Source organism: Dysosmobacter sp. Phy (assembly GCF_054476235.1).
This window is the reverse complement of record NZ_CM136997.1, coordinates 1,026,304-1,042,655: the sequence shown is the minus strand read 5'-3', so window position 1 is coordinate 1,042,655 and position 16,352 is coordinate 1,026,304. Positions and strand designations below refer to the sequence as shown.

Annotated in this window: 20 protein-coding genes and 1 riboswitch; of the genes, 15 read left to right on the top strand and 5 right to left on the bottom strand. The window is 65.7% G+C overall.

What is annotated here, in order from left to right:
- Positions 1 to 225: 225 nt before the first annotated feature.
- The 9 genes from ACVDHE_RS05150 (at position 226) to ACVDHE_RS05110 (ending at position 7,101) form a co-directional block, all read left to right on the top strand.
- On the top strand, positions 226 to 1,095 hold the full coding sequence (locus ACVDHE_RS05150; RefSeq protein ID WP_458885827.1) for a DNA polymerase III subunit delta': 870 nt from the start codon (positions 226 to 228) through the stop codon (positions 1,093 to 1,095).
- 5 nt (positions 1,096 to 1,100) lie between these two features.
- Positions 1,101 to 2,378 (top strand): regulatory iron-sulfur-containing complex subunit RicT, encoded by a 1,278-nt coding sequence (ricT, locus tag ACVDHE_RS05145; protein WP_458886156.1) that lies wholly within the window; start codon positions 1,101 to 1,103, stop codon positions 2,376 to 2,378.
- Positions 2,379 to 2,460: 82 nt separating this feature from the next.
- The gene (locus ACVDHE_RS05140; RefSeq protein ID WP_458885826.1) at positions 2,461 to 2,802 is read left to right on the top strand and encodes a hypothetical protein; all 342 of its coding nucleotides are present in this window, start codon (positions 2,461 to 2,463) and stop codon (positions 2,800 to 2,802) included.
- A gap of 45 nt (positions 2,803 to 2,847) precedes the next feature.
- Positions 2,848 to 3,693 carry an HAD-IIB family hydrolase gene (locus ACVDHE_RS05135; protein WP_458885825.1) on the top strand — a complete coding sequence of 282 codons (846 nt, stop codon included), beginning with the start codon at positions 2,848 to 2,850 and terminating at the stop codon, positions 3,691 to 3,693.
- Between the two features lie 115 nt (positions 3,694 to 3,808).
- Positions 3,809 to 4,501 (top strand): helix-turn-helix domain-containing protein, encoded by a 693-nt coding sequence (locus tag ACVDHE_RS05130; RefSeq protein ID WP_458885824.1) that lies wholly within the window; start codon positions 3,809 to 3,811, stop codon positions 4,499 to 4,501.
- Between the two features lie 185 nt (positions 4,502 to 4,686).
- Complete coding sequence (locus ACVDHE_RS05125) at positions 4,687 to 5,079, top strand: GntR family transcriptional regulator (RefSeq protein WP_213037117.1); 393 nt, start codon at positions 4,687 to 4,689, stop codon at positions 5,077 to 5,079.
- Positions 5,060 to 5,755, top strand: coding sequence for an ABC transporter ATP-binding protein (locus tag ACVDHE_RS05120; RefSeq protein WP_213037116.1), 696 nt, complete (start codon positions 5,060 to 5,062; stop codon positions 5,753 to 5,755). Before ACVDHE_RS05125 ends, ACVDHE_RS05120 begins: the two co-directional genes overlap by 20 nt.
- Positions 5,749 to 6,561 (top strand): hypothetical protein, encoded by an 813-nt coding sequence (locus tag ACVDHE_RS05115; protein WP_458885822.1) that lies wholly within the window; start codon positions 5,749 to 5,751, stop codon positions 6,559 to 6,561. The genes ACVDHE_RS05120 and ACVDHE_RS05115 overlap by 7 nt, the downstream gene beginning before the upstream one ends.
- Positions 6,562 to 6,633: 72 nt before the next feature.
- Entirely contained in the window at positions 6,634 to 7,101 is a 468-nt protein-coding gene (locus tag ACVDHE_RS05110; protein WP_458885821.1) for a COG2426 family protein, read from the top strand.
- A 58-nt stretch (positions 7,102 to 7,159) separates the two neighbouring features.
- On the opposite strand, the gene ACVDHE_RS05105 is transcribed toward ACVDHE_RS05110, so the two are convergent.
- Positions 7,160 to 7,348, bottom strand: coding sequence for a hypothetical protein (locus tag ACVDHE_RS05105; protein WP_458885820.1), 189 nt, complete (start codon positions 7,346 to 7,348; stop codon positions 7,160 to 7,162).
- 108 nt (positions 7,349 to 7,456) lie between these two features.
- Between ACVDHE_RS05105 and ACVDHE_RS05100 the strand changes: the two genes are divergently transcribed.
- Both ACVDHE_RS05100 and ACVDHE_RS05095 read left to right on the top strand, forming a co-directional pair.
- Positions 7,457 to 7,699, top strand: coding sequence for a helix-turn-helix domain-containing protein (locus ACVDHE_RS05100; protein ID WP_458885819.1), 243 nt, complete (start codon positions 7,457 to 7,459; stop codon positions 7,697 to 7,699).
- Between the two features lie 4 nt (positions 7,700 to 7,703).
- Positions 7,704 to 7,952: a helix-turn-helix domain-containing protein gene (locus ACVDHE_RS05095; RefSeq protein ID WP_458885818.1), complete on the top strand. Its 249-nt coding sequence runs from the start codon at positions 7,704 to 7,706 to the stop codon at positions 7,950 to 7,952.
- Positions 7,953 to 7,997: 45 nt separating this feature from the next.
- Here the strand turns inward: ACVDHE_RS05095 and ACVDHE_RS05090 are convergent, their stop codons facing one another.
- Positions 7,998 to 9,269, bottom strand: a complete 1,272-nt coding sequence (locus tag ACVDHE_RS05090) for an amidohydrolase family protein (RefSeq protein ID WP_458885817.1) — start codon at positions 9,267 to 9,269, stop codon at positions 7,998 to 8,000.
- Between the two features lie 62 nt (positions 9,270 to 9,331).
- Positions 9,332 to 9,431: riboswitch (purine riboswitch) on the bottom strand.
- Between the two features lie 112 nt (positions 9,432 to 9,543).
- Between ACVDHE_RS05090 and ACVDHE_RS05085 the strand changes: the two genes are divergently transcribed.
- Positions 9,544 to 10,305 (top strand): ZIP family metal transporter, encoded by a 762-nt coding sequence (locus ACVDHE_RS05085; protein WP_213037110.1) that lies wholly within the window; start codon positions 9,544 to 9,546, stop codon positions 10,303 to 10,305.
- A 65-nt stretch (positions 10,306 to 10,370) separates the two neighbouring features.
- Here ACVDHE_RS05085 and ACVDHE_RS05080 read toward each other — a convergent pair whose 3' ends face one another.
- Positions 10,371 to 10,748, bottom strand: a complete 378-nt coding sequence (locus tag ACVDHE_RS05080; RefSeq protein ID WP_458885816.1) for a hypothetical protein — start codon at positions 10,746 to 10,748, stop codon at positions 10,371 to 10,373.
- Positions 10,749 to 10,799: 51 nt separating this feature from the next.
- On the opposite strand from ACVDHE_RS05080, the gene ACVDHE_RS05075 reads away from it, so the two are divergent.
- Positions 10,800 to 11,705 (top strand): hypothetical protein, encoded by a 906-nt coding sequence (locus ACVDHE_RS05075; RefSeq protein ID WP_458885815.1) that lies wholly within the window; start codon positions 10,800 to 10,802, stop codon positions 11,703 to 11,705.
- Between the two features lie 42 nt (positions 11,706 to 11,747).
- On the opposite strand, the gene ACVDHE_RS05070 is transcribed toward ACVDHE_RS05075, so the two are convergent.
- Both ACVDHE_RS05070 and thiI read right to left on the bottom strand, forming a co-directional pair.
- Positions 11,748 to 13,001 (bottom strand): competence/damage-inducible protein A, encoded by a 1,254-nt coding sequence (locus ACVDHE_RS05070; RefSeq protein WP_213037108.1) that lies wholly within the window; start codon positions 12,999 to 13,001, stop codon positions 11,748 to 11,750.
- A gap of 343 nt (positions 13,002 to 13,344) precedes the next feature.
- Positions 13,345 to 14,541, bottom strand: a complete 1,197-nt coding sequence (gene thiI, locus ACVDHE_RS05065) for a tRNA uracil 4-sulfurtransferase ThiI (RefSeq protein WP_213037107.1) — start codon at positions 14,539 to 14,541, stop codon at positions 13,345 to 13,347.
- Positions 14,542 to 14,699: 158 nt separating this feature from the next.
- Here thiI and ACVDHE_RS05060 point away from each other — a divergent pair, with 158 nt between their 5' ends.
- Both ACVDHE_RS05060 and ACVDHE_RS05055 read left to right on the top strand, forming a co-directional pair.
- Positions 14,700 to 15,332, top strand: coding sequence for a flavodoxin family protein (locus ACVDHE_RS05060; RefSeq protein ID WP_325227727.1), 633 nt, complete (start codon positions 14,700 to 14,702; stop codon positions 15,330 to 15,332).
- Between the two features lie 103 nt (positions 15,333 to 15,435).
- Positions 15,436 to 16,332 carry a LysR substrate-binding domain-containing protein gene (locus tag ACVDHE_RS05055; RefSeq protein ID WP_213037105.1) on the top strand — a complete coding sequence of 299 codons (897 nt, stop codon included), beginning with the start codon at positions 15,436 to 15,438 and terminating at the stop codon, positions 16,330 to 16,332.
- The last annotated feature ends 20 nt before the right edge of the window (positions 16,333 to 16,352 follow it).

The window sequence follows — 16,352 nt, the reverse complement described above, 5'->3', positions numbered from 1 at the left end:
TAAAAAAAATACAATACATAAATAAGCTAAGAAAAATCGTTTAAACTGGCAGGAATACACAAAATTTTGTGAAAATCAGCCAAAAGAGGAAGCGGGTGCCGCAGCCGGGGCGGGCAGAGTGCCGGGGCCTTCGAATCGCCTTTTCTTTTGGGAAAAACCGTGTTAAAATGAAAAAAACGATGCAGACGCCCCGGAAAACGGCGGGGCGGGAGGAGGCGCTGTTCTATGAATCCCTTTGATCTGTCCCCGTCAGACCCCGCCGTCCTCCGCATCCGGGAGGCCGCCCGCCGGGGAACGCTGTCCCACGCCCTGCTGTTCACCGGCTCCGGCGCGCGCTCCGCGGCCCGCTGCGCCGCGGCGGCCATGGAGTGCCAGGGCGCGGCGGACAAGCCCTGCGGGGTCTGCCCCGCCTGCCGGAAGGTCCTGGCGGACATCCATCCGGACGTGACCACGGTCCGGGATCCGGAGCACAAGAATATCGCCGTGGAGGTGATCCGGTCCATCCGCGCCGACGCCTATATCCGCCCCAACGAGGGGCAGCGGAAGGTATATCTCTTCCCGGACTGCGCCCTTTTGACCGAGGCGGACCAGAACATCCTGCTCAAGGTAGTGGAGGAGGGGCCGCCCTATGCGGCCTTCCTCTTTTGTGCCGACAGCGCCGGGCAGGTGCTCCAGACCCTGCGCTCCCGGTGTGTGGAGCTGATGACCCGTCCGGCGGAGACGGCGGAAACAGCTCCAGCTGCCGGTGCGGAGGAAGGGGCGGCGCTGCTGCTGGAGGCCCTGCTGGAGCGCCGGCGGGGCGCCGCGGCCGAGGCAGCGGTGGAGCTGGAGCGGCGCAAGCTCAGCCGGGAGGATCTGGCGGCGGTGCTGGAGCGGTGCCGGGCGGTGCTCTCGTCGGCCCTGCTGCTGCTCTACGGCGGCCAGATCCCGGAAGAGGACCGCAAAACGGCCCTTTCGGCGGCGAAAACCTTGACAAAAGTCCAGATCATGGGCACAATAGAACTGTTGCAGAAGTATCACGGAGACTGCGCGTACAACGTGGGCGCCGGACATGTGCTGGGCGCCCTGGCAGTGGAATTGGAGGGTATCCTTTGACAGAAGTGATCAGCGTCCGCTTTCGGGGCGGATGCAAGAATTATTATTTTGACCCCAGAGGGCTCCAGGTGCGGATGGGGGACCAGGTGATCGTGGAGACCGCCGCGGGCATGGAGTTCGCCACCTGCACCGAGGGCAACCACGAGGTGGAGGACGCCGCCATCCTCAAGCCCCTGAGCCCGGTGGTGCGGATGGCCACGGACAACGACCGCCGCACCGTGGAGCACAACAAGAAGAAGGAGCGGGAGGCCTTTGACATCTGCGAGAAGAAGATCGCGGACCACGGCCTGGAGATGAAGCTGGTCAACGTCTCCGCCAGCTTTGACGGCAATAAGATCGTCTTTTACTTCACCGCCGACGGGCGGGTGGACTTCCGGGAGCTGGTCCGGGACCTGGCCGGCGTGTTCCGGGCCCGGATCGAGCTGCGGCAGATCGGCGTCCGGGACGAGGCCAAGATGATTGGGGGCTTGGGTATCTGCGGGCGGCCCTTCTGCTGCTCTCAGTTCCTGGACGGGTTTCTGCCCGTGTCCATCAAGATGGCCAAGACCCAGAACCTCAGCCTGAACCCCGCCAAGATCTCCGGCACCTGCGGGCGGCTGATGTGCTGCCTGAAATACGAGCAGAACGCCTATGAGGACGCCGTCAAGCGGATGCCCAAGGTGGAGTCCTTCGTTCAGACCCCCGACGGTCCCGGCAACGTCAAGAGCGTGGACCTGCTGCGGGAGACCATGAAGGTGGCCCTGGACAGCGCGGGCCCCAACGAGCCGCTCAAGTGCTATCACAACTGCGAGGTCTGCGTCCTGCGCAACGGCAAGGGCAGCCGGGACGGCATCGCCATCCCGGAGCGGCCCGCCCGGTATGTGGAGGAGAAGGAGGAAGAGGTATTCGACACTCCGATCCTGGCCACGCCCTTCTATATGGACACCAAGCTGGAGGACGCCCCCGTCCGGGAGAAGATGGGGCGGGAGAGCAGCGACGGCAAGCCTCGCCGCAAGCACCGGGGCGGCCGCCGCAGCCGGAATAAATCCGGCGCAGAGACCGCCGCCCAGCAGCCGGCACCCAAGGCCGAGGCCAAGCCACAGGAGGAGAAGAAGGGCGGCCAGAAGCCCCGTCCCCCCAAGGCGCCCAAGGCCCAGCAGCCCGCCCCCCAGCCCAAGGGCGGGGAGGCCCGCGCCGCCGAGGGCGGCGAGAGCGGAGAGGCCAAGCGCCGCCGTCCCCGTCACCGGGGCGGCCGCCGCCGGAACAAGGGCGGCGGAGAGGGCGCGGCCCCCAAGAGCGAATGAACACGACGCCCCGCCGTCCGCTTTGCGGGCGGCGGTTTTTTTGAGGGGGAATATGGAAAAAGAGGATTTTCTGACGGCATATATGGTAATTGGAGCAAGTACGGTACTGAGCCTGCTCCTGCTGTACGCTGTACATCAGGATGGGATCCTGACCATCGCGTTTCTGGGCAACGGTGCGGTGTGTGCGACGGTGGGAGCGGTCTATCTGAAAAGACTCCGCCGCCACTGGAAAAAGACAGATCCCGAGGCATATTCCCGTTCCTTTGCCCCGTGGGGCGGCAGCTGGCGGCTGTGGGTGGATCCCAGCTATCCCTATCGTCCCGGGGCCCGGGAGCTGATCGCGGCCTGGCGGCGGCTGGGCATCATCCAGATGAGCTCCATGGCTGTGGTGTTTGCGTCCATGGTTTTACAGGGCGTTATATAACGGCGTTTTAAAAAGATGATGAGAGATCGAGAGAGGAGAGAACCCATGGGAAGATTTGACGGTGTGCTGCTGGCCAGCGATTTTGACAATACCCTCATCTACACAGAGGATGCCCTGCGCAGCGGGGCGCCGGTGCCGCCGCTGTCGGCGCGGAACCGGGAGGCCCTGGAGTGGTTCATGGCCGAGGGCGGCCGCTTCACCGTGGCCACGGGCCGGGCCCTGGCGGCCTTTGTGAACTACGCCGGCGGCGTGCCCATGAACGCCCCGTCGGTGGTGTGCAACGGCGCGGCCATCTATGATTTTGATAAGAGGGAATACCTGGATTACGCCCTGCTGGACGAGGACGCCCGCCGCCGGGGGCAGATCATCCTGGACCGCTTTCCGGATCTGGCGGTGGAGGCCTACCACATCGACAATGTCATCCACGCCGTGCGTCCCAACGCCATCACCCGTCAGCACGAGCACCTGACCAAGGTGGCCGTGACGGAGGCCCCGTCCCTGCTGGAGGTGCCCATGCCCCTGGGAAAGCTGCTGTTCGAGGCGGAGCACGACGTGCTTCAGGGCGTTTTGAACCAGCTGACGGCGGAGGGCTGGGACAAGGACTACGAGCTGATCTTTTCCGGCAAGGTGCTGCTGGAGATGACCGCCAAGGGCGCCAACAAAGGCGGCATGATCCGGCGCCTGGCGGAGCGGCTGGGCATCGGCATAGACCATGTCTACTGCGTGGGCGACGAGGCCAACGACATCCCCATGCTCACCGCCGCGGCGGAGGGCTTCGCCCCGGCCAACTGCGTGGAGGCTGTGCGGCAGTGCGGGGCCACGGTGGTCTGCGACGCCCGGGAGGACGCCCTGGCGGATGTGGTGGAGCGTTTGGCAAAGAAGTACATATAAAGCAGAAACATGGCTTCCGCAACCGCTGGTTGCGGAAGTTCCAGCTTTCATCGCTGGCGGCTGCAGGGCCGGATCTGATATCCTGAGGCCATCAAAAGACGGGAGGAACAGCCCTATGACCTTTGGAGAGAAGCTGCAGACGCTCCGGACCCGGGCGGGCCTGAGCCAGGACGCCCTGGCGGAGGCCCTGGACGTGAGCCGCCAGGCGGTGAGCAAGTGGGAGCGGGACGAGGCCATGCCGGAGGCGGAGAAGCTGGTGCGCATCAGCGACCAGTTTTCCATCACCATCGATTCGCTGCTGCGGCCGGACCGGGAGCCGGAGGCGCCCATGCCGTCCGGCCGCCGGGCACAGGCGCTGCCGGAGCTGGAGGAGATCTGGCGGAAGTACGGCCGGGTGCTGGCCTGGGCCCTGGCGGCCTGGGGCGTCTGGCGCTGTATCCGCGTGATCCCCGTTCTGTCGATGTTTGCCAATGCGGCCGCGGACAGCTGGACGCCGATGGCCGCTGCGGTGGTCTACTATCTGGTGCCGGGCTTGTCCGTGGCGCTGTGCGGTGTGCTGACGGCGTGCCTGTGGCGGCGGGCGGGGGCCCTTCGCCGCCGGCATGTGGGCGCGGCGCTGACGCTGTGGAGCGCCCTGAACCTGGCCGGGCGCGGCGGCCTGGCGCTGGCGGTCTGGCGGACACGCAGCGGGGTGGACGCGGCGGTGAGCCAGCAGGAGCTGAGCGTGGGGGGCCTCTGGCTCTACGGCGCGGTCCTGGCGGCGGGAGCGCTCCTGCTGTGCTGGCTCCGCCCGGACAAGCGCGCGTAGACCGCCCTGCGAAAAGAGACGAGGCTGCCGCAAGGACGGCACCGACAACGAGAACGCCCCGGAGGGTTTCCTCCGGGGCGTTTTTATCCGCTGCAAAAAAATCGGGTGGCCCTCTTGACAAACGGAGGAAATGTGTTATTGTATTAATTACTTAGTACAACAACACAAAAACAGGAGGTGCTCTCGTGAAGTGGCAGTTTTCCAACGACGCGCCGATCTACTCCCAGCTGATCGATCAGATCCAGGTGGGGATCGTCTCCGGCGCGTTTCCGCCGGGAGAGCGGCTGCCATCGGTGCGGGACCTGGCCACGGAGGCCGGGGTGAACCCCAACACCATGCAGCGGGCACTGGCAGAGCTGGAGCGGGACGGCCTGGTGTACAGCCAGCGGACCGCGGGCAGATTCGTAACGGAGGATCAGACCATGATCGACCATGTGAAGCGGAGCCTGGCGCAGCGGCATATCCAGGCGTTTTGGGAGGCCATGACCCATCTGGGCTATGACCGGGAAGAGGTCCTGGCGCTGATGCGCCAGGAGGTGTCCGAGGAGGAGAATGACAATGGCAGTTCTGGAATGTAAGGACCTGAGCAAGCAGTACGGGCCCACGCCGGCCCTGACCCATGTGGACCTGGCTATCGAGCCGGGGCGGATCGTGGGGCTGCTGGGCCCCAACGGCAGCGGCAAGACCACCCTCATCAAGCTGGCCAACGGCCTGCTGACCCCCAGCGCCGGGGAGGTGCTGGTGTGCGGTGCGGCGCCGGGGAAGGAATCCCACGCCGCCGTCAGCTATCTGCCGGAGCGCACCTGCATCCCCACGTGGATGTCGGTGAAGCAGCTGATGGACTTCTACGGCGATTTTTACGCCGACTTCCGCGCCGAGGCGGCGGAGGAGATGCTCTCCCATCTGAACATCCGCCACGACCAGCGGATCAAGCAGATGAGCAAGGGCACCCGGGAGAAGGTGCAGCTGATCATGGTCATGAGCCGGGCGGCGAAGCTGTATCTGCTGGATGAGCCCATCGGCGGCGTGGACCCGGCTACCCGGGACTACATCCTCTCCACCATCATCGGCAACTACAACCCTGAGGCGGCGGTGGTGCTCTCCACCCACCTGATCGCCGACGTGGAAAAGATCCTGGACGAGGTCATTTTCATCAACCAGGGCCGGGTGATGCTCCAGTCCTCCGTGGATCAGATCCGGGAGGAAAAGGGCATGAGCGTGGACGCGCTGTTCCGGGAGGTGTTCAAATGCTGAGGAAACTGTTGAAGCACGAGTTTCGTGCCACGGCCCGGATCATGGGGCCGCTGTATCTCATCCTGCTGGTCACCGCCATGGGCGCCAACTTCTCCGCCCGGGTCATGGACCGGGCCGACAGCCGGCTGCTGAACGCCCTGGGCGCCCTGGTGGTCATGGCCTTCGTGGTCGCCATCATCGGCGTGTGCTTCATGAGCTTTTTCCTGATGCTTCAGCGGTTCTACCGCAATCTCCTGCGGGACGAGGGCTATATCATGTTCACCCTGCCCGCCTCCGTCCACCAGCAGGTGTGGAGCAAGCTGATTGTCTCCACAGTCTGGTATGTGCTCACCGCGGCGGTGGTGGTCCTGTCCTTCCTGGTGGCGGTGTTTGAAGTGGGTTTTGTCAGCGCCTTTTTCCGGGGGATCGAGCAGGTACTCCAGGCCATGACCGCCTACTACGCCCTCAACGGCACGGCTTTCGCCCTGGAGCTGGCCGCTCTGTGCTTTGTGGGCTGCGTGGCGTTCGCATTGCAGTTTTACGCCGCCATGGCCGTGGGCCACAGCTTTTCCAATCACAAGCTGCTCTTGTCCGTGGCCTTCTACTTCGCCTTCCAGTTTGCCAGCCAGATCATCGGCACGGTGCTGCTGGTGGGACTGGCGGACTCCCCGCTGGTGGCCTTCCTGTCCACCCTGGACATCCACTTCACTGCCATGAGCGCCGTCCACATCACCATGTGGCTGCTTTTGGCGGGCACGGCGGTCTACGGAGCCATCTTCTACTTCTTAACAACTTATTTCTTGAAAAAACGGCTGAACCTGGAGTAAACTAGACCATACGCCATCCGGGGCGGAGGCCTCCGCCCCGGATGGCCCGTCTGAATGCTGGGAGGATGCCGGATGTCTCTGGAGACCATGTTCCATGAATTGCTGCTGACCTTTTTCACCGCCATGGTGCCGGTGCTGGAGCTGCGGGGCGCCATCCCCGTAGGCGTGGCGGCAGGACTGCCGCCCGCCGCGGCCTGCGCGGCTGCCATTCTGGGAAACATGGTGCCGGTGCCCTTCATTTTGCTGCTGGTCCGCCGGGCCTTTGCCTGGCTGCGGAACACGAGGCTGCTGGGCGGAAAGATCACGGCCCTGGAACGCCGGGCCCATTTGAAGGGCCGGGTGGTGCGGAAATACCGCCTGCCGGGCCTGGTGATCTTGGTGGCCATCCCCCTCCCGGGCACCGGCGCCTGGACCGGCGCCCTGGTGGCGGCCCTGCTGGACATCCGGATGCGCCACGCCCTGCCCGCCATCTTTCTGGGCGTGGTCATCGCCGGGGTTATCATCACGGCGCTGACCATGGGCGTCGTGCATCTGTTCTGAGGGCGCGGGATTTCACAAAAGACCGGGCGTCTCCCCTGGGGGAGGCGCCCGGTCCGTTTTATCCGAAGTCGTGCCGCCCGCCGCAGGAGAGGCCCAGGTCCTCCAGCAGGGACACGATGGCCTCGATCCTGGCAAAGCACGCCGGGTCGGACAGAGTCTCGTCGGCCACGATCTCCTGGATGTGCCGCAGGGCACGGGCAGCGGCGTCGGAGGTCAGGCACCGGTAAAATTTCTGCTCGCTCTGCATCAAATCACCTCGTCTGGACGATATATAAACTATTGTATCATATATCGTCCGCCAAAGGCAACCTGTTTCGATACAGTGGGAAAAAGGTCTTTGGAAAGAGGTGGGGAGATGGACACCAGAGCAGCGGTGGCAAACCGCCTGGTGGCGCTGTGCGGCCAGCGGGGCTGGACGGTCCACAAGCTGGCCACGGAATCCGCCGTGCCGCCCTCCACGGTGAAGAGCATCCTCTACGGCAACAGCAAAAATCCCGGCGTTGTGACCATCAAGATGCTCTGCGACGGCCTGGGGATCACCCTGGAGGAGTTCTTCTCCGGTGAGGAGTTCACCGGGCTGGAGCAGGAGATCCATTGAGGTCATGGGCGGGAAGATCAAAGACGCGGTGGCGGTCCGGTTTGCGGGGATCTGCGCCCAACGGAGCATCAAGTACAACGAGCTGGCGGTGCGCGCCGGCGTGACGCCCTCCACGGTGTACAGCATGATGGACCACCGCCGCAGGGACGTGTCCATCGTGACGATCAAGATGCTCTGCGATGGTCTGGACATGACGCTGGAGGAGTTCTTCTCCGGTGCGGAATTTGCGGATCTGGAGCAGGAGATCCAATAAACCATAAACCCCGGGGCGGACCGTTCGGTCCGCCCCGGGGTCTGTTCATGTTCGGGAGAAGATCTTTTTTCCGGCGCTCCACACCGCCCGGATGGCGTCCTTCTGCCGCAGGTACACCGCCCGCTCCAGCCGCTCCGCCGCCGTCAGGGGGTGGGGCTGGGGCAGGCCGCTGTCCCGCAGAACCAGGGCGTGGAGAGAATTGCCCGGGGCGAAGCCGGGGGCCTCCCCGAAGTAGGCGGCTCCGGCGGAGGTGCCCAGATACCAGCCCTCCGCCACGGTGAGGAAGTCCGTCTCCCAGCCGTCCAGAATGCGGCGGGCCTTGGAGGCCCGGATGGCCGAGGCCACCACGTCGAACATGTGCAGCTGGTCGCCGCCGGCGATGTCGCTGCCCAGGGCCACCTTCAGCCCCTCCCGGAGCATGGCCCGCACCGGCGCCACGCCGGAGCAGATGTTCTGATTGGAGTCAGCGCAGTGGACCGCGGTGACCCCGGCGTCACGCATGGCCGCCCGCTCCCGCTCGTCGGACCAGACGCAGTGGGCCATGACGGTGCGGTCGTTCCAGAGACCGTACTTGGCATAGGTCTCCCAGTACTGTTTGCAGTCCGGGTGCAGCTCGCGCACCCACTGGATCTCCTTGTCGTTTTCCGACAGGTGGGACTGGACCGGCAGGGTCCGCTCCGCTGCCAGCTTCCCTAAAAATGCCATCAGCTCATCGGAGCAGGAGGGGGTGAACCGGGGGGTCAGCATGGGCTTCACCAGCCGGAAGTCCCCGCAGGCCTCCAGCCACCGCAGCGTCTCGGACATGGACTGCTCCGTGGTCTCCTCCAGTACGCCGGGCAGGCTGTTGCGGTCCATGTTCACCTTGCCCACATAGCCGGTGATCCCGGCCTTTTCCAGCTCCTCCATCAAAATCAGCGTGGCGTCGGTGTGGAGGGAGGAGAACATGCACACCCGGGTGGTGCCGTTTTCCGCCAGCTCCGCGGCCAGGCGGCGGTAGATGGTCCGGGCGTAGTCCGGGTCGGCGAAGCGGGCCTCCAGGGGAAAGGTATAGGTGTTCAGCCAGTCCAGCAGCGGCAGGTCCATGCCCATGCCCAGCATGGGGTACTGGGGGGCGTGGAGGTGCAGGTCCGCGAGGGACTGGACGATCAGGTCGTCTCCGCAGTCCTCCACGGCGGCGCCGGCGTACTGCTCCGGCAGCACCGGGAATACCCCCCGGATCACGCCGCCCTCTGCCACCAGATAGCCGTTCTCCGTGGCCTCCAGCCTTCCCGGGGCCGGAGCGGAGACGACGGTTCCCTTCAGGATCGTCAAGCTCATGAGTCCATCTCCTTTTTATGTACTGGACACAGCAAAAAAGCGCCCGCCGGGACAGGGAAATACACCCTCCGGCAGACACTCATAGTGAAGCCTTGGGCGGCTCCGTAGAGACGTTCGCGCCATAGTCAGCGAACCTATATGAGTCTTTGACTGGTCACTTACACCTTATCATACCGCCGCCGGAATTGCAAGCCCCCGTCACGGGACGGGGTCCTGCCGCCTATACTGGCGTACGGGCGGGTCTCCGCCCAGTTCCGGAAAGGCGTTGATGTACATGTTGCGATCCCTTTACTGGGCGGCTCTCGGCACCGGGTTCACCTTTTTGATGACCACGCTGGGCGCCGCGCTGGTGTTTTTCTTCTCCGGGGAGCCCCATCCCCGGTCCCAGCGGACGCTGCTGGGCTTTGCCGCCGGGGTCATGACGGCGGCCTCGGTCTGGAGTCTGCTGCTGCCGGCCATTGACCGGGCGGCAGGAGGCGCTCTGCCCGCCTGGCTGCCCGCTGCCGCCGGGATGCTGGCGGGCGTGGTGTTTTTGGCAGTGCTGGACGCCCTGCTGCCCCGTCTCCGGCGGAGCCGGACGGACCGGGGGGCCTCCTGGCGGCAGACCACCCTGCTGGCCACGGCCATTACATTGCACAACGTGCCGGAGGGCATGGCCGTGGGCCTTGCCTTCGCCCTGGCGGGCACCGGGGAGGGCTTTGCCGGCGCGGCGGCTCTGGCCCTGGGTATCGGCATCCAGAATTTTCCCGAGGGCGCCGCCATCGCCCTGCCGCTGCGGCAGGGGGGATGGTCCCGGAGGAAGGCGTTTTTCGGGGGGATGCTCTCCGGCGTCGTGGAGCCCATCTTCGGCGTGCTGGTGGTGCTGGCGGCGGCGGGAGTAAACACCCTGATGCCGTGGCTTTTAAGCTTTGCTGCCGGGGCCATGCTGTATGTTGTGGTGGAGGAGCTGGTACCCCAAGCCCACAGCCGCTCCGGCACCTGCGGCTTTGTGGTGGGGTTTCTGGTGATGATGGTGCTGGATGTGGCCCTGGGCTGAGGGCCGGACAGAGAACGGGGAGGCCGCGAAAGCGGCCTCCCCGTTTTTGTTTGGAAATGTGCGGATCAAGCGTTGTCCCCGCCCCGGAGACCCAGGATCACCATGGTCATGGTGCCGTCCCGGGTGGCGGCGCTGCTGTTGACATTGAGCGTCAGCGTGGTAGCCGACGGGACCTCGGCAATGAAAGAACTGGAGCCGGAGACGGTGACATTGTCGTCGGCAGTACGGGCGTAAACACCGTAGGGAAGCTGGCCCTGACCGTTGTAAGAGGGGGTCGCCTGCAAATAGCCGGCGGTCTCCAGCACGGCTTCCACATTGTAGTGGATGAGATAGGTCCCCGGAGACAGGGACACCTGGGTGCCGCTGCTCTGGGTGATATGACCTGTGGGGTCCGCCACTGCGGTTTTAAAGGAAATCGGCTGGCCGTTGACAAATTGCTGCATAAAGGTGGAGAAAGAGGCGTATTCATCAGGCGTACAGGAGCCGGGTTCGCCTTGGGGGCCCTGGGGGCCTTCCGGACCCTGAGGCCCTGCGGGACCCTGCTCACCCTGAGGCCCTGCGGGACCCTGCTCACCCTGGGGGCCTGCGGGACCCTGCTCGCCCTGGGGGCCTGCGGGACCCTGATCGCCCTGGGGACCTGCGGGACCCTGATCGCCCTGGGGGCCTGCGGGACCCTGCTCGCCCTGGGGGCCTGCGGGACCCTGCTCGCCCTGGGGACCTGCGGGACCCTGCTCGCCCTGGGGGCCTGCGGGACCCTGTTTGCCCTGGGGGCCTGCGGGACCCTGCTCGCCCTGGGGGCCTGCGGGACCCTGCTCGCCCTGGGGGCCTGCGGGACCCTGCTCACCCTGGGGGCCTGCGGGACCCTGCTCACCCTGGGGGCCTGCGGGACCCTGCTCGCCCTGGGGGCCTGCGGGACCCTGCTCGCCCTGGGGGCCTGCGGGACCCTGCTCACCCTGGGGGCCTGCGGGACCCTGCTCGCCCTGGGGACCTGCGGGACCCTGCTCGCCCTGGGGGCCTGCGGGACCCTGCTCGCCCTGGGGGCCTGCGGGACCCTGCTCACCCTGGGGGCCTGCGGGACCCTGCTCGCCCTGGGGGCCTGCGGGACCCTGCTCACCCTGGGGGCCTGCGGGCCCTTGCGGGCCCTGGGCACCTTGGGCACCCCGGGGGATGAAGAAGCTGAGCTCCGTGCCGCAGGGAGTGGGTGTGGCAGTTACCCGGGCGTTGGTGCCGGGCTGCGTGGTGACGGTGGTGCCAACGGTGATCTCCGTCCGGCATGGGCAGGGCGGCGGACAGCCGTGGTCGTGACAGCAGGGATCAAAGCAGTTGGAATCGCTGCGATGGGAGGACGGGAAACAGGGATCGTCCTGAAAATGTCGCATATACATGGATCTCCTTTCTGAGGGTTCAATCCAGTATATGCCGCTGCCTTCCCGGCTGCCCCATCAGGGGCGCAGGCCCGTCAGATACCGGCGCACCATGTCCAGGGCGTGGTTGGCCGCCAGGTCCTGGATCCGGTCCCGGCGCCGCCGGCCCGACTCCGTCCGGCGGCAGAAGGTGCCGTCAGGGGTGGAAAGGCCGATGAACACCAGCCCCACCGGATTGTTCCGCTCGTCCGGATCCGGGCCCGCCACACCGGTGACGGACACGCCGATCTCCGCCCCGGTGACGCGGCGGGCGCCCTCGGCCATGGCCCGGGCGGTGGGCTCCGACACGGCGCCGTAAGTATCCAGGACCTCCTGGGGCACTCCCAGCACGGCGGCCTTCACCTCCGTCCAGTAGCTGACCACGCCGCCCCGGTAGACCCGGGAGGCTCCGGGCAGGGCAGTGATCCGTCGGGCCACGAGACCCCCGGTGCAGCTCTCGGCGGTGGAGAGGGTCAGGCCCTTTTTCAAAAGCTCCTCCATGCACACCTGGGCCAGGTCCTGTACGTCCACACCGTAGACATACTCCCCCAGGGCCTCGCGCACCTGCGCCACCACCGGGGCGAGCAGGGCCTCCGCCTCCGGGACGCCGGCGGCCTTGGCGGTGGCCCGCAGGCGCACCTCGCAGGGCTTGGCGTAGGTGGCGAGGGACGGGTTTTCCATCCGGGCCATCCGCTCGTGGAGCAGCTCATCCACATAGGATTCCCCCAGGCCGAAGGTCATGATGTCGTGGGAGACGATGACCTCTTGGGAGAGGCCCCGCAGGTACGGCTCCACCCACCGGTGAAGCATGGTCTCCATCTCGTGGGGCGGGCCGGGCAGCATCAGCACGTGGACGCCGCCGGCTTCAAAGGCGCAGCCCGGGGCGGTGCCCACGGGGTTGTCGAAGATCACGCAGCCCTCCGGCAGCTCCGCCTGCTGGCGGTTGTTCTCCGGCATGGGGGCGTGGAGGTTCTTGGTGTAGAAGTCCCGGATGTCCTCCAGAATGTCCGGGTGGAACACCAGGGGCTTGCCGAAGGCGGCGCAGATGGTCTGCTTGGTCAGATCGTCATAGGTGGGCCCCAGGCCTCCGGTGGTGATGAGGATGTCGGCCCGCCGGCGGGCCACGGACACCGCCTGGGCCAGCCGCTCCGGGTTGTCGCCCACCACGGTGTGCCAGAACACGTTGACCCCCAGGCCGGACAGGCTCTGGGACAACACCTGGGCGTTGGTGTTGGCGATATTTCCCAAGAGCAGTTCGGTGCCGACGGCGATGATCTCAGCGGTATGGGACATAAGTATCAGACCTCCGATCGCCAACGCCAACTCGGCGGCCAGTGCCGCCGCAAATACGGAGCGTCAGCGCAGTATTTCCGCAAGGGTGGATTCACTCCGCCCGAGGATATCAAATGGACAGGGCTCCCGCAGGGTCAGAGACCCTGTGGGACGTTGGCAATGTTTCCTAAGAGCAGCTCGGTGCCGACGGCGATGATCTCAGCGGTATGGGACATGGATAAAGACCTCCGATCGCTGACGCCGCAGATGCGGAGCGTCAGCGCAGTATTTCCGCGGAGGCGGATGGTTTATGGCGGTGTATATGCAAGGTCCCGCAGGGGCGCGGGCCCTGCGGGACCAGTTGTCAGATCCGGGGGGCGTCGCCGGGCTTCACCCACACCCACTGGCGGCCCGCCAGGGCCTCCGCCACCAGGGCGTCCACATCCAGCGCCGCCTCGGCGGAGCGGACGTCCTCCACCTTGGGCCGGGTGCAGGGGTGCCGGGGGGTGAACACGGTGCAGCAGTCCTCATAGGGCAGGATGGAGGTGTCATAGGTGCCGATCTCCCGGGCCATGCGGATGATCTCCACCTTGTCCATGCCGATCAGGGGCCGCAGGACCGGGATCTCACACACGTCGTCGGTGGTGCCCAGGGCCAGCATGGTCTGGCTGGCCACCTGGCCCAACGACTCGCCGGTGACCAGGGCGCCGGCCTTGCACCGCGCCGCCACCGCCTGGGCCAGGCGCATCATGAACCGCCGCATGATGAGGGTGAAGAACTCCTCCGGGCAGTTCTTGCGGATCTCCTCCTGGATGTGGGTGAAGGGGATGATGTGGACCATCATCTTGCCGCACCAGCCCGTCAGCAGGCGGGCCAGCTCCAGCACCTTCTCCTGGGCCTGGGGGGAGGTGTAAGGCGGGGAGACGAAGTGGACCATCTCCAGCTCCACGCCCCGGCGGGCCATCATCCAGGAGGACACGGGGCTGTCCAGCCCGCCGGAGAGCAGGCTCACCGCCCGGCCGCCCATGCCGATGGGGAGCCCTCCGGCGCCGGGGACGGCGGGGGCGTGGACGTAGGCATACTTCTCCCGGATCTCCACGTATACGGTCAGGTCCGGGTCGTGGACGTCCACGGTCACGGCGGGGAAGGCCTCCGCCAGCTCGCCGCCCACCTCCTGGCTCAGCTGGATGGAGTTGAGGCGGAAGGTCTTGTCGGCCCGCTTGCTCTCCACCTTGAAGCTGCGGGCGGCGGCAAAGGCGTCGGCCAGGTAGATCTTGGCGGTCTCCACGATGGCCTCCACGGTCTTTTCGCAGGGCACCGCCCGGGCCACCGCCACCACGCCGAACACCTGCCGGCAGGCGGCGAAGGCCGCCTCCATATCGCAGTTGTCGGCGGTGGGCTCCACGTAGATGGTGCTCTGGCGGATGTAGACCTGGAAGCTGCCGCAGCCCTTCAGACGGCGGCGGACGTTGTTCACCAGCTTGTCCTCAAAGGAGTGGCGGTTCTGGCCCTTGAGGACCACCTCGCCCAGCTTCAGCAGAAGCATCTCTTGGCTGTTCATAAGGGTTTTTCCTCCCGGTTCTTGAAAATGATTACAACACTTTATTATACCGCGGATCCCGCCAAAGAAAAAGTCCTATTTTCCGTTGCTGCGTCCTGCTACAATAGGAGGGAACCAAGCCCCGGAAGGGGAATCTTGATACGGAGGGGAAAGTTGTCATGAAAATCGTCGCCATCAACGGAAGTCCCAGAAAGAACGGAAATACCGCCCAGCTGCTGGAGGTGGTCCGCCGGGAGGTGGAGGCCGCCGGCGTGGAGTTCCAGGTGTTCCAGCCGGGGCCCAAGGTCCGTCCCTGCATGGCCTGCTACCACTGCCTGAACACCGGGTCCCTCCGGTGCGTCCAGACCGACGATATGGTCAACGATATCATTGCCGCCTGTATTGAGGCCGACGGTATCCTGCTGGCCTCCCCGGTGTACCACGGCGGCATCGCCGGCGGCATGAAGTGCGTGCTGGACCGGCTGATGCTGGCGGCGGGCTGCGGGGACAATCAGCTCTGCCGCAAGGTGGGCGGCGCGCTGTGCACCCTGCGCCGCAGCGGCGGCATGGAGACGTACCAGCAGCTGCTGGGCACCATGGACGCCATGGAGATGATCCTGGTCACCTCCGACTACTGGGGCGCCGTCCACGGCGCGGACCCCGGCGAGGTGATGGGGGACACCGAGGGCCTGGAGGTGGCCGCCAAGCTGGGCCGCAACATGGCCTGGACCGTGAAGGCCCTGGCCATGGCAAAGGAGACGCTGCCGCCGCCGGAGAGCCACAAGCGGACCTTCACCAATTTCATCCGGTGAGGCCGGTAAAATATTTTATAATTCGTCCGTTGACATATTGAATCGCTTTATATATAGTGGGCTTGTAAGAACTTTGTCCGGGACATAAAAGGGAGGACGGCCCATGGAGATGCGGCAGCTGAAATATTTCATGGCGGTGGCCAAGGCGGAGAGCTACTCCGCGGCGGCGGCGGAGCTGGCGGTGGCCCAGCCCACGCTGTCCATCGCCGTGCGGAACCTGGAGCAGGAGCTGGGCGTGCAGCTGTTCTATACCTTTGGCCGCCGCCAGCGCCTGACCGACGAGGGACAGCGGCTGCTGGAGGGCGCCCAGCGGATGATGGAGGAGTACCGCCGCACGGTGGAGGAGGTCCAGAACACCGGGGACACCGCCGCCGGTACCCTGACGGTGGGCCTGCCGCCGCTGCTGGGCACCTGTTATTTCGCCGCCCTGATCCCGGAATTCGCCCGGAAGTATCCCAACGTCCGCATCCAGGTGGTGGAGCAGGGCTCCTATGTGATCGACCAGATGATCGTGGACGGAGAGCTGGACATCGCCCTGACGCTGAACACTGAGCAGGTGGAGCAGTTCGAGTCCCTGCCCTTCACCTGCCAGCGGGTGGGGGTGATCGTGAACCGGAACAACCCCCTGTCGGAGCGGGCGAGCCTGTCCTTTGCCGATCTGAAGGGCCAGCGGTTCGCCATTTTCAACCAGGATTTCGCCCTCCACTGGCAGACTGTCCGGGCCTGCCGCAACGCCGGGTTTGCCCCGCAGATCGTGCTGCTGTCCTCCCAGTGGGACTTCCTGGTGGAGGTGGCGGCCCAGAACCGGGCCATCACGATCTTGCCCAAGCCCATCTATGACAAGTACCCCGTGACCGCGGTGCGGTGGGTGCCCCTCAGCGACGGGCCCCGGGTGTGGGATGTGCGGGTGGCCCGGAACAAAAAGCGATATATGTCCAACGCCTGCAAGGCCTTTCTGCGGCACATCGAGGACCGCCGTCCGCCGGACGACCTGCTGTAAGGGAACCATTCCGGTTGTGA

Bases quoted from the DNA above. Each gene is read 5' to 3' on its own strand.
- ACVDHE_RS05090 (WP_458885817.1), bottom strand. From the start codon at position 9,269: ATGAGCTTGACGATCCTGAAGGGAACCGTCGTCTCCGCTCCGGCCCCG.
- ACVDHE_RS05085 (WP_213037110.1), top strand. From the start codon at position 9,544: ATGTTGCGATCCCTTTACTGGGCGGCTCTCGGCACCGGGTTCACCTTT.
- ACVDHE_RS05130 (WP_458885824.1), top strand. From the start codon at position 3,809: ATGACCTTTGGAGAGAAGCTGCAGACGCTCCGGACCCGGGCGGGCCTG.
- ACVDHE_RS05080 (WP_458885816.1), bottom strand. From the start codon at position 10,748: ATGCAGCAATTTGTCAACGGCCAGCCGATTTCCTTTAAAACCGCAGTG.
- ACVDHE_RS05070 (WP_213037108.1), bottom strand. From the start codon at position 13,001: ATGTCCCATACCGCTGAGATCATCGCCGTCGGCACCGAACTGCTCTTG.
- ACVDHE_RS05120 (WP_213037116.1), top strand. From the start codon at position 5,060: ATGGCAGTTCTGGAATGTAAGGACCTGAGCAAGCAGTACGGGCCCACG.
- ACVDHE_RS05095 (WP_458885818.1), top strand. From the start codon at position 7,704: ATGGGCGGGAAGATCAAAGACGCGGTGGCGGTCCGGTTTGCGGGGATC.
- ACVDHE_RS05055 (WP_213037105.1), top strand. From the start codon at position 15,436: ATGGAGATGCGGCAGCTGAAATATTTCATGGCGGTGGCCAAGGCGGAG.
- thiI (WP_213037107.1), bottom strand. From the start codon at position 14,541: ATGAACAGCCAAGAGATGCTTCTGCTGAAGCTGGGCGAGGTGGTCCTC.
- ACVDHE_RS05100 (WP_458885819.1), top strand. From the start codon at position 7,457: ATGGACACCAGAGCAGCGGTGGCAAACCGCCTGGTGGCGCTGTGCGGC.
- ACVDHE_RS05135 (WP_458885825.1), top strand. From the start codon at position 2,848: ATGGGAAGATTTGACGGTGTGCTGCTGGCCAGCGATTTTGACAATACC.
- ACVDHE_RS05140 (WP_458885826.1), top strand. From the start codon at position 2,461: ATGGTAATTGGAGCAAGTACGGTACTGAGCCTGCTCCTGCTGTACGCT.
- ACVDHE_RS05150 (WP_458885827.1), top strand. From the start codon at position 226: ATGAATCCCTTTGATCTGTCCCCGTCAGACCCCGCCGTCCTCCGCATC.
- ACVDHE_RS05060 (WP_325227727.1), top strand. From the start codon at position 14,700: ATGAAAATCGTCGCCATCAACGGAAGTCCCAGAAAGAACGGAAATACC.
- ACVDHE_RS05110 (WP_458885821.1), top strand. From the start codon at position 6,634: ATGTCTCTGGAGACCATGTTCCATGAATTGCTGCTGACCTTTTTCACC.
- ACVDHE_RS05115 (WP_458885822.1), top strand. From the start codon at position 5,749: ATGCTGAGGAAACTGTTGAAGCACGAGTTTCGTGCCACGGCCCGGATC.
- ACVDHE_RS05105 (WP_458885820.1), bottom strand. From the start codon at position 7,348: ATGCAGAGCGAGCAGAAATTTTACCGGTGCCTGACCTCCGACGCCGCT.